Raw genomic sequence first — 9540 nt, 5'->3', positions numbered from 1 at the left:
GATGAAAGTATATGCGATTTTGACGGGTTTAACCGTCCTGACCGCCTGCGCCGAGCAATACACGCCTGTCAGCTTTGTCGCCCAAGGGGATCAGATCATTGCGACCGGCACCATTGACCACACAACGCTGGATGCGTTTGAAGAGGTGATTGCGCAGAACCCTCAAGCCAAAACGCTGGTATTGCAGCAAATCGAAGGATCGGTCGATGACGATGCGAATGTCATCTTCAGCCGCGTTGTTCATGAGAACGGGATGACTACGGTAGTGCCCTCTGACGGGTTGGTCGCATCGGGCGGGACCGATCTTTTTCTGGCCGGGAACACCCGTGTTCTGCAACCCGGCGCGTGCGTCGGTGTCCACAGCTGGGGCGGTGGGGGACTGGTTGCGACAGAATTGCCAGAGGACGACCCCGAACATGACCGCTATCTCGATTACTTCGAAGATATTGGCGTGGACGAAGAATTCTACTGGTTCACGCTCGAAGCTGCCCCGGCAGACGACATGCACTGGATGACCGCGGCCGAGGCGAACCGGTTCGACATGACCGATCGCGCCGCACCACGTCTGGGCTCAGCAACGGTGTGCGACGAGCGCTAAGACGCGCATAGCATTTGCTCAGACGACTCAGGGCTAACGAAGCTTGCTATCGACGACGAATTGCCTGCCAAATCCAGATCACCAGCAACGCCCCCAGCACAGCCCCCACAAATCCAGATAGCCAGCCCATCATCGTCGCCAGGGCCCGCAGCAGGAAGCCGCCAACCAGCGCCCCTACAATGCCAATCAACATCGTCGTCGGGATATCGGATTCGATCCGCATCAAACGGGTCGCTAGAAAGCCCGCAGCGGCTCCGATGATGATCAGGGCGATAACGGGCATGTCACTTCCTCCAATGGGTTGGCACGATGATCAGCGCCCCGACAGAGGACAAAACCGCATCCAACCCCGGAGGGCCAAAGCTGATGCCGAACATGATGCGCACAAAGTAGAACAGAAACGCCCCGCCTACGCAGATGATGATAGATTGCAAATAGCCATTGTGAGTGAAGCCGGTTTTCTCGGACAGGTATCCAACGATCCCGGCGATCACCACAGTACCCATCAAGACCATGAACATGTATGCGCTACTCCGATACCAATCGTGTGCCGGGTGGGATCGGCCAGCCCCGCAGGAAGGTTTCCCGATCCTGCGCACCTTTGCCTGCCCTTTGCAAGCGCAGCAGTTCGACCGCGCCCTGCCCGCAGGCCACCTGCAGATCATCGTTCAAAACTTCACCGGGCGCGCCCTGCCCCTCTGCCAAACGTGAGGCCAGCATCTTGATCCGCTCTCCATCGATCTTGGTCCAGGCACCGGGAAATGGCGACAGGCCGCGTATCTGGCGATCAACCTCAGCAGCGCTGCGCATCCAATCGATCCGAGCCTCGGCCTTGTCGACCTTCGAGGCATAAGTGACGCCTTCATCGGCTTGCGGCTCGGGCGTCAGATCAGACAGACGGTTCAGCGCCTCAACGATCAGCGCCGCACCCATGAATGACAGGCGGTCGTGCAGTTGGGCCGTTGTCTCTTCGGTCTGTATCGGTGTGGCTTGGCGCAACAGGACGGGACCAGTATCCAAGCCAGCCTCCATCTGCATGATACAGACGCCGGTTTCTGCATCCCCTGCAATAATCGCACGATGTATCGGGGCCGCCCCGCGCCAGCGCGGCAATAGGCTGGCATGGATGTTCAAGCAGCCCTGTTCAGGTGCATCCAGAATTGCCTGTGGAAGGATCAGACCATAAGCGACCACAACCGCCACATCGGCGTTCAACGCAGCGAAGGCGGCCTGTTCTTCCGCTGATTTCAGCGACACCGGATGACGTACCATCAGGCCCAGCGCCTCAGCGCGTGCATGAACTGGCGTCGGGCGATCTTTCTTGCCGCGGCCCGCCGGACGTGGCGGCTGGCAATAAACGGCGGCAATCTCATGCCCGGCCTCGACCAGCGCATCCAGTACCGGGACCGAGAAATCAGGCGTACCCATGAAGATAACGCGCATCGTTACCCCTGTTTCCTGGCTTTGCGCAGCAGCATGTCACGTTTGACCTTGCTGAGCCGGTCGAAATACATCTTGCCGTTCAGATGGTCGATCTGGTGCTGCACGCTGGTGGCTTCGATCCCCACGAAATCACGGCGGTCGATCATGCCGTTTTCGTTCAGGAACTTGACCGTTACAGCACGTGGGCGTTTCACCTTGGCGGATACACCCGGCAGGTTGGGACTGGCCTCATCATGCTCACGCATCTCGATTGAACTATGCAGGATTTCCGGGTTCGCCAGACGCACCGCCCGGCCCCGCTCGGTCGAGCCGTCAACAACCGCCAAGCGTAGCATCACGCCGATCTGGGTTGCAGCAAGGCCAACGCCTGGCATCGCCTCCATCGTATCGATCATGTCGGCCCAGATGGCGCGGATTTCATCCGTGATCTCGGCGACGTCCTCGGCCTTGGTGCGCAGGCGCTTGTCGGGCCAGGGCAGGCAAGTCCGAACGCTCATGCCCGCGCCTTTTCGCGTTTCAGCTTCTGCATCTTGCGCGTGATCATCTGCCGTTTCAGTGGCTTCAGGTAGTCGATGAACAGCTTGCCATCCAGATGATCAATCTCATGCTGCACGCAGGTGGCCCAAAGCCCATCGAACGTCTCTTGCTGCAGGTTGCCGTTCTGATCCATCCAGGCGACGTCCACAACCTTGGGGCGCGTCACCTCAGCATATTGTTCGGGGATCGACAGGCAGCCCTCTTCATAGACATTGGTCTCATCGGAGGCGGCAATGACCTCGGGGTTGAACATGACCAACGGACGTGGCGACTCGCCCTCTTCCTTGACGCAGTCCAATACGATCAACCTATCCAGTACACCAATCTGCGGCGCAGCCAAGCCAACACCGGGCGCGTCATACATCGTCTCCAGCATATCATCAGCCAGCTTGCGCAAATCATCCGTCAGGTCAGCCACAGGCGCGCAGACCTTTTTCAAACGGGGATCAGGATGGATCAAAATAGTGCGTTTCATGGGGCTGATTTAGGACATCGCGCGCGTCGCCGCAACGCCCCCCTTGCGCATGCTGCAATTCCGGATAGCTTGCGAAACGATCATACAGGAGACACCCATGAGCTTTGACGACCTCATCAACCGCCACGGCACCCATTGCGCCAAGTGGGACATGATGGAGCCGGCCTACGGCGTGCCAGCCGATGACGGCCTTGCAATGTGGGTCGCCGATACTGATTTCCGCGCGCCGCCACCTGTGCTGAACAAGATGCGCGAGCTATTGGACCATGGCGTTTTTGGCTACGTAAACCTGGACCAGCCCTACAAGGACGCCATCCGCTGGTGGATGCGCACGCGTCACGACTGGGTTGTTGATGCAGATGCGATCTTTACAACCACCGGTCTGGTCAATGGGGTTGGCATGTGCCTCGACACCTTTACCAGACCGGGTGACGGGATCGTATTGTTCACCCCGGTCTATCACGCTTTTGCCAAAGTCATCCGGAATGCTGGGCGCGAAGTTGTTGAATGCGAGATGCGCGATACCGATGGACGGTATGAGATGGATTTCGAAGTCTACGATGAACAGATGACCGGAAGCGAGAAGATGGTCATCCTGTGCTCGCCGCATAATCCCGGTGGGCGCGTCTGGAGCCAGGACGAACTGCAAGCCGTTGCCGATTTTGCCAAGCGCCATGACCTGTTGATCCTGTCGGACGAAATCCACCACGATCTGGTCTTTCCGGGTCACACTCACATCCCGATGCAAAACGCAGCCCCTGAGATTACCGACCGCCTGCTGATGCTGACTGCGCCATCAAAGACGTTCAACATCGCCGGGCTGCACACCGGTCAAGTGATCATCCCCGACCCCGAATTGCGCGGCAAATTCGCCAAACGCATGGCTGCCTTGTCACTCGCCCCGAACTCGGTCGGCCAATTTGCAACAGCGGCCGCCTATTCGGCAGAAGGTGCCGCATGGGTGGATGATCAGGTCGCGTATATCGACGCGAACCGCCAAGTATTCGATACCGCCATCGCTAACATCCCTGGCCTCAGGTCGATGCCGCTGGAAGCCACATACCTTGCCTGGGTCGATTTCTCGGGAACCGGGATGGAGCGTGCCGAATTCACTAACCGTATCGAACAGACCGCAAAAATCGCAGTCAATCATGGCACCACTTTCGGCTCGGGTGGCGAAAACTTCTTGCGCTTCAATTTGGGCACCCAACGCGCGCGGATCGAGGACGCCTGTGCACGGTTGAAACAGGCCTTCTCGGATTTGCAGTAAGCGATCCGCTTTTGCGTGAGAAAGACAAAGCCGGGCGAACTTCCTTTCGGAGCACCCGGCTTTGATCCAGTCTTAAGGCCTTAGTCCTCGTGCCCCAACAACGCAATTGGCGCGTCCGGCGCACGGTAGAAATCCAGCGGTGCCTTATCATGCGCCGCTGTGCTGCGTTTGAACTCGTACCGCATCTCACCGCCTTCATCCTCATCCGCGATGATCAGGCATTGGTACAAATGGTTCGCCCCGTCATAGATATCGACCAACCCACGCAGGCGTGGCGTTGTCGCGGCCTCGACCGTAAAACCGTCTTTCCACAATTTCAGAATTTTGTAGGTATTGTCGCCCATCTCAACCCGCAAACGGCTGGATTTTTTAAGGGCGGCGATTCGTGCGGCGTCTAATTCGGCGCGAATCTCCTTGGAAACATAAGTACTCATCAAACTATTCCCCCTCTTGTATCTATTATTGTGGGCATGCGAGCGTAAAAATCCAGTGAACTTCGTCACATACACCAGACCGGGTGGCAAAATATTGCGCAGCCATCGCAAGCATGACTGTGCAAAGGCGCAGGCCAGATGCGCATAGGCTGATGTGGCGTGGCTATCCCTGCCCTCCTATCTTTGCTGCAGACTCAAAATGCGGAGGATGACCAATGGGTTTGCTAGTCGATGGGACATGGCACGATACTTGGTACGATACTAAGTCCACCGGCGGGGCGTTCAAACGCAGCGCCGCGCAATTTCGCAACTGGCTAACGGCTGATGGCAGCGCTGGACCATCGGGTAGGGCCGGATTCACGGCGGAACCAGGTCGGTATCATCTCTATGTCTCTTACGCCTGCCCTTGGGCCCATCGCACATTGATCTTCCGCGAACTCAAAGGGCTGCGTGATCTGATCCCCGTCTCAGTCGTGCATCCGGACATGCTGGACAAAGGTTGGACGTTCGAAACGGACAATCACGGCGCAACGGGTGATGACCTCTATGGCCTCGAATTCGCCCATCAGATCTATAGCAAGGCCGATCCCGCCTATTCCGGTCGCGTTACCGTGCCGATCCTTTGGGACAAACAACAAGAGACAATCGTGTCGAACGAAAGCTCGGAAATCATCCGCATGTTCAACGCCGCTTTCGACGGGATCACCGGCAACACAGATGATTATTGGCCCGAAGAGATGCGCGATCAGATCGAAGAGGTCAACGCTCGCATCTATTCCGACATCAACAATGGCGTCTACAAATCCGGTTTTGCAACCTCACAAGAGGCTTACGATGCCGCCGTAGGTCCGTTGTTCGACACACTGGATTGGCTCGAAGAGCGCCTGAGCCGAAATCGCTATTTGATGGGGGATCGCGTGACCGAGGCGGACTGGCGCTTATTCACAACCCTGATACGGTTCGATCCAGTCTATCACTTGCATTTCAAGTGCAACAAGCGCCGGCTGGTCGATTACCCGAATCTTTGGGCCTATACCCGCGAGCTATACCAATGGCCCGGAGTCGCACAGACGGTGAATATGAACCACATCGTACGGCACTATCACTATAGCCACGACAGCATCAATCCGCACCGGATCATCCCGGTGAACCCGGTGCTGGACTACATGGAACCGCATGGCCGAGATCAGCGACCTGCTGCGTAATGTTCCACCATCGCCGCCAGATCCTCTGGCGGCGTGCCACTTTGCACATAAGCACAGGCATTGGGGCTATGGGCAAAGATCGAACCGTCTGAGAAGAACGTTGTGTTGGTGACAAAGATCACCCGCGCCTCGGGGCGGCGATAGCTGGCAAAGTCAGCCACAGCCAACGCACTGCCGCTCTCCAGCACCAGATCCAGCACGATAATGTCAAACGCCGTACCATAGAGCGCGAGGATCGCTGCCTCTTGCCCTGTGACCAGTTCAACATCTGCACCTTGTCTTTCAAGATGCCTTTTCCAGACCCGACCAAGGTCGGGGTTACTCTCAACAATCAGAACTTTCATTTGCAACAACCTCGGCACTTGGTATGGTGAGTGGTGCCGACCCCCGTGGTCTGTGATCCCGTTATTTCCTTAACAAAGTGTTAACGACGCCAGCTACGTGCGCTGATCACGCGGATTTGCTTGTCAAAACGGCAAAAATCCGCTTGAAGCAAGGCGAATTTGGCGTTTGAGGCTTAAGGCGCGATGACTGAAAACATATTGAATCCGCGCGCCGAACGCGACCATGGCGGCGGGCTGGATCAGGCGATCAAGCACTATGGCGGCACCCGCAGTGATTGGATAGACCTGTCGACCGGTATCAACCCACACCCATATGACCTGCCAGCCTTCCATGCCGAAGATTGGGCCCAATTGCCCGATCATGGCGCTTTTGAACGGCTCTGTGAGGCAGCGCGGAGCTTTTGGAATGTGCCTGAAACTGCACACATACTGCCTGCCCCCGGTGCATCCGCTGTGATTGCACGCCTACCCGCGCTTGCGCCCTTTGGGCGGGTGCAAATCACGACGCCTACCTATAACGAGCATGCTGCTGCCTTTGCCGCGCAAGGCTGGCAGGTCCAGGAAGACGGGTCGGCCGATGCGCGCGTTCTGGTGCACCCGAACAACCCAGACGGACGCCTCTGGCGCGAAGAGGATGCCAATGCGCCCTTGACCGTGATTGATGAAAGCTTCTGCGACGTGAGCCCAGAGGCGTCTCTGATCCGGTTATCCGCCCGCCCAGGTGTCGTCGCCCTAAAGAGCTTTGGCAAATTCTGGGGCCTGGCTGGGCTGCGGCTGGGCTTTGCGATTGGTCAGCCTGACGTTATTTCTAAACTAAACGACCTAACCGGTCCTTGGGCCGTTTCCGGCCCCGCATTGCGAACGGGAACCGCCGCTTTGCAAGACAGGAACTGGGCCGAAGAGACGCGCGCGAAACTGGCAACCAACGCCGATCGTCTGGACACTTTGCTACTGGACAGCGGCGCGCAGCTGGTCGGCGGCACCAGGCTGTTTCGGCTGTATAAGGTCGACAACGCACGAGGTTGGCGGGACCGTCTGGCCAGCGCACACATCTGGAGCCGCATCTTCCCCTATTCCGACACCTATCTGCGCCTTGGACTGCCCCCATCAGACGGGTGGAGCCGGCTGGAAAACGCGTTATGAGCACGGCCTTTGTGCTGGCTTGCGCCATGCTGCTGGACGCGGCACTGGGCGAACCCGATTGGCTCTGGTCCCGCGTGCGTCACCCTGCGGTGATCATGGGGAAAGCGGTTGGCACGCTTGATAAGACCCTGAACCAAGAGCCATACCAACGCTTGAAGGGCGTAGGTGCTTTGATCCTACTGATCGGCCTAGCTGGCCTGTTGGGCTGGGCGCTGGCCTTACTTGGCCCGGTTGCCGAAGGGGTCATCTGCGCCATCCTTCTGGCCCAGAACTCACTTGTTTCGCATGTGCGAGCCGTAGGTAACGGGCTTCAACAGTCAGTGGAGGCAGGTCGAGCCAAGGTCGCCATGATCGTATCCCGCGACACGACGGATATGACAGAGGCTCAAATCGCCCGCTCGGCCATCGAAAGCGCGGCAGAAAACCTGAGTGACGGGGTCATCGCCCCTGCCTTCTGGTTCTTGATTGGCGGATTGCCTGGGTTGTTGATCTACAAGGTCGTCAACACCGCCGACAGCATGATCGGCTACCGCACTGAACGGCATCGCGCATTCGGATGGGCCTCGGCCCGGTTCGACGATCTGCTGAACCTGATCCCGGCACGGCTGACCTGTCTGATGATCGTCGCGCTTTCCGGCCAATGGTCCCGCTGGGCTGAGATTATCGCAGATGCGCGTCGCCATATCTCACCCAATGCGGGATGGCCTGAGGCCGCAATGGCGCGGGCGCTGAACATCGCATTGGCCGGGCCGCGCAGCTATGACGGACAGCTCCGCGAGCTGGCTTGGGTGAATGGAAACGCCGAGCGTGAGATCGGAGCGGAGGAGATTTTCCGCGCATGTAGGGTGCTATGGCGGGTCTGGGGGCTTGCACTCGGCCTTCTGTCGGTGTGGGTTGGGATCACATTTATTTTCTGAAGGATATCCGATGCGTTTGTTGCCCTCTCTGTTCGCTGCCGCCCTGTTTGCGGCACCTGCTTTTGCTCAATGCGGCGGCGGTTTCAACCAGTTCGTAAACGGGTTGAAATCCGAAGCGGCACAAAAGGGCTTTGATCAGGCCACGGTGAATGCCTTCTTTCAAGGCGTCCAGCAGGACCCAGCAGTGCTACGCGCTGACCGGGCTCAGGGGGTGTTTCAGAAACCTTTCATAGATTTCTCACGCCGGCTGATTTCGCAAAACCGGATCGACCGGGGGCAATCCATGTCCCGCAAGTATGACACGGTGTTTGACCAGATCGAGCGTGACTACGGCGTTTCACGGGGCGTTTTGCTGGCTTTCTGGGCATTCGAGACCGACTACGGCGCGGTTCAGGGTGATTTCAACACCCGCAACGCGCTGGTCACCCTGGCCCATGATTGTCGTCGCCCCGATTTGTTCCGGCCACAAGTTTTTGCGGCAATCGAGCTATTCAGCCAAGGCAATTTCGACCCAACCCGCACCACCGGGGCCTGGGCAGGTGAAATCGGCATGGTGCAAATGCTGCCGCAAGACATTCTGGACAATGGCGTCGACGGCGATGGCGATGGCAAGGTTTCCCTAAAAACATCGGCCCCCGATGCGTTGGTGTCCGGTGGCAAGATGCTGTCACATCTGGGGTGGCAACCGGGCCAGCCCTGGCTGCAAGAAGTGACTGTGCCTGCTCAGATGGAGTGGTCTTTGTCTGGCCCTGGCAAACCACGTTCGGTCGCGGATTGGCAGGCGATGGGCGTTCAGGCGCGCACTGGGTCGCTGGCCAACCTGCCCGCCTCGCTGATCCTGCCGCAGGGGCACAAAGGGCCTGCCTTCCTCGCCTATCCGAATTTCGACGTCTATTTCGAATGGAATCAGAGCTTTGTCTATGTGCTGACCGCCGCGTATTTTGGCACCCGACTTGAAGGCGGTCAAATCTATGACGCAGGCAACCCTCCTGCGGGGTTGTCGGGCGCGCAGATGAAACAGCTGCAAACCAAATTGCAGGCCAAAGGGTATGACGTCGGCAAGATCGACGGCATTCTAGGCGCGGGTACGCGCGCCGCGGTACAGGCTGAACAAAAGCGGTTAGGGCTACCCGCGGATGCGTGGCCAACCGTAGACCTACTGAACCGGCTGTAA

At 58.2% G+C, this 9540-nt stretch carries 13 protein-coding genes; 6 read left to right on the top strand and 7 right to left on the bottom strand.

What is annotated here, in order from left to right; genetic code table 11:
- The first annotated feature begins 1 nt into the window (after position 1).
- Positions 2–598: a COG3904 family protein gene (locus ACR0EL_RS18800; RefSeq protein ID WP_480501569.1), complete on the top strand. Its 597-nt coding sequence runs from the start codon at positions 2–4 to the stop codon at positions 596–598.
- A 46-nt stretch (positions 599–644) separates the two neighbouring features.
- Here ACR0EL_RS18800 and ACR0EL_RS18795 read toward each other — a convergent pair whose 3' ends face one another.
- Genes ACR0EL_RS18795 through def (ACR0EL_RS18775) form a run of 5 tightly spaced genes read right to left on the bottom strand, consistent with a single transcriptional unit; the run spans position 645 to position 3053 of the window.
- Positions 645–881 carry a GlsB/YeaQ/YmgE family stress response membrane protein gene (locus tag ACR0EL_RS18795; protein ID WP_170531376.1) on the bottom strand — a complete coding sequence of 79 codons (237 nt, stop codon included), beginning with the start codon at positions 879–881 and terminating at the stop codon, positions 645–647.
- A 1-nt stretch (position 882) separates the two neighbouring features.
- Positions 883–1119 carry a hypothetical protein gene (locus ACR0EL_RS18790; protein WP_480501568.1) on the bottom strand — a complete coding sequence of 79 codons (237 nt, stop codon included), beginning with the start codon at positions 1117–1119 and terminating at the stop codon, positions 883–885.
- A 7-nt stretch (positions 1120–1126) separates the two neighbouring features.
- The gene (fmt, locus tag ACR0EL_RS18785; RefSeq protein ID WP_480501567.1) at positions 1127–2041 is read right to left on the bottom strand and encodes a methionyl-tRNA formyltransferase; all 915 of its coding nucleotides are present in this window, start codon (positions 2039–2041) and stop codon (positions 1127–1129) included.
- Between the two features lie 2 nt (positions 2042–2043).
- On the bottom strand, positions 2044–2538 hold the full coding sequence (gene def, locus ACR0EL_RS18780; protein ID WP_353013340.1) for a peptide deformylase: 495 nt from the start codon (positions 2536–2538) through the stop codon (positions 2044–2046).
- Entirely contained in the window at positions 2535–3053 is a 519-nt protein-coding gene (gene def, locus ACR0EL_RS18775; protein WP_480501566.1) for a peptide deformylase, read from the bottom strand. Before def (ACR0EL_RS18775) ends, def (ACR0EL_RS18780) begins: the two co-directional genes overlap by 4 nt.
- 97 nt (positions 3054–3150) lie before the next feature.
- Here def (ACR0EL_RS18775) and ACR0EL_RS18770 point away from each other — a divergent pair, with 97 nt between their 5' ends.
- On the top strand, positions 3151–4323 hold the full coding sequence (locus ACR0EL_RS18770; RefSeq protein ID WP_480501565.1) for a MalY/PatB family protein: 1173 nt from the start codon (positions 3151–3153) through the stop codon (positions 4321–4323).
- Positions 4324–4403: 80 nt separating this feature from the next.
- On the opposite strand, the gene ACR0EL_RS18765 is transcribed toward ACR0EL_RS18770, so the two are convergent.
- Positions 4404–4757, bottom strand: a complete 354-nt coding sequence (locus tag ACR0EL_RS18765) for a hypothetical protein (protein WP_170531387.1) — start codon at positions 4755–4757, stop codon at positions 4404–4406.
- A 215-nt stretch (positions 4758–4972) separates the two neighbouring features.
- Between ACR0EL_RS18765 and ACR0EL_RS18760 the strand changes: the two genes are divergently transcribed.
- Positions 4973–5962 carry a glutathione S-transferase family protein gene (locus ACR0EL_RS18760; protein WP_480501564.1) on the top strand — a complete coding sequence of 330 codons (990 nt, stop codon included), beginning with the start codon at positions 4973–4975 and terminating at the stop codon, positions 5960–5962.
- Here ACR0EL_RS18760 and ACR0EL_RS18755 read toward each other — a convergent pair.
- Positions 5944–6306 carry a response regulator transcription factor gene (locus ACR0EL_RS18755; protein WP_353013332.1) on the bottom strand — a complete coding sequence of 121 codons (363 nt, stop codon included), beginning with the start codon at positions 6304–6306 and terminating at the stop codon, positions 5944–5946. The genes ACR0EL_RS18760 and ACR0EL_RS18755 overlap by 19 nt on opposite strands.
- Positions 6307–6489: 183 nt before the next feature.
- On the opposite strand from ACR0EL_RS18755, the gene ACR0EL_RS18750 reads away from it, so the two are divergent.
- From ACR0EL_RS18750 to ACR0EL_RS18740, 3 genes are read left to right on the top strand one after another with little or no spacing between them, the layout of a single operon-like run.
- Positions 6490–7449, top strand: a complete 960-nt coding sequence (locus ACR0EL_RS18750) for a threonine-phosphate decarboxylase (RefSeq protein WP_480501563.1) — start codon at positions 6490–6492, stop codon at positions 7447–7449.
- The gene (gene cbiB / locus ACR0EL_RS18745) at positions 7446–8366 is read left to right on the top strand and encodes an adenosylcobinamide-phosphate synthase CbiB (protein WP_480501562.1); all 921 of its coding nucleotides are present in this window, start codon (positions 7446–7448) and stop codon (positions 8364–8366) included. The genes ACR0EL_RS18750 and cbiB overlap by 4 nt, the downstream gene beginning before the upstream one ends.
- A 10-nt stretch (positions 8367–8376) precedes the next feature.
- The gene (locus tag ACR0EL_RS18740) at positions 8377–9540 is read left to right on the top strand and encodes a lytic murein transglycosylase (protein WP_480501561.1); all 1164 of its coding nucleotides are present in this window, start codon (positions 8377–8379) and stop codon (positions 9538–9540) included.

This window comes from Ruegeria sp. AH12 (assembly GCF_056541465.1).
The sequence above is the reverse complement of the archived record's forward strand: the minus strand, read 5'-3'. Positions and strand labels throughout refer to the sequence as shown.

Excerpts from the sequence above, each read along its gene's own strand:
- def (WP_480501566.1), bottom strand. The coding sequence starts at position 3,053 with ATGAAACGCACTATTTTGATCCATCCTGATCCCCGTTTGAAAAAGGTC.
- ACR0EL_RS18755 (WP_353013332.1), bottom strand. The coding sequence starts at position 6,306 with ATGAAAGTTCTGATTGTTGAGAGTAACCCCGACCTTGGTCGGGTCTGG.
- ACR0EL_RS18765 (WP_170531387.1), bottom strand. The coding sequence starts at position 4,757 with ATGAGTACTTATGTTTCCAAGGAGATTCGCGCCGAATTAGACGCCGCA.
- ACR0EL_RS18740 (WP_480501561.1), top strand. The coding sequence starts at position 8,377 with ATGCGTTTGTTGCCCTCTCTGTTCGCTGCCGCCCTGTTTGCGGCACCT.
- ACR0EL_RS18760 (WP_480501564.1), top strand. The coding sequence starts at position 4,973 with ATGGGTTTGCTAGTCGATGGGACATGGCACGATACTTGGTACGATACT.
- ACR0EL_RS18750 (WP_480501563.1), top strand. The coding sequence starts at position 6,490 with ATGACTGAAAACATATTGAATCCGCGCGCCGAACGCGACCATGGCGGC.
- cbiB (WP_480501562.1), top strand. The coding sequence starts at position 7,446 with ATGAGCACGGCCTTTGTGCTGGCTTGCGCCATGCTGCTGGACGCGGCA.
- fmt (WP_480501567.1), bottom strand. The coding sequence starts at position 2,041 with ATGCGCGTTATCTTCATGGGTACGCCTGATTTCTCGGTCCCGGTACTG.
- ACR0EL_RS18800 (WP_480501569.1), top strand. The coding sequence starts at position 2 with ATGAAAGTATATGCGATTTTGACGGGTTTAACCGTCCTGACCGCCTGC.
- ACR0EL_RS18790 (WP_480501568.1), bottom strand. The coding sequence starts at position 1,119 with ATGTTCATGGTCTTGATGGGTACTGTGGTGATCGCCGGGATCGTTGGA.
- ACR0EL_RS18795 (WP_170531376.1), bottom strand. The coding sequence starts at position 881 with ATGCCCGTTATCGCCCTGATCATCATCGGAGCCGCTGCGGGCTTTCTA.
- ACR0EL_RS18770 (WP_480501565.1), top strand. The coding sequence starts at position 3,151 with ATGAGCTTTGACGACCTCATCAACCGCCACGGCACCCATTGCGCCAAG.
- def (WP_353013340.1), bottom strand. The coding sequence starts at position 2,538 with ATGAGCGTTCGGACTTGCCTGCCCTGGCCCGACAAGCGCCTGCGCACC.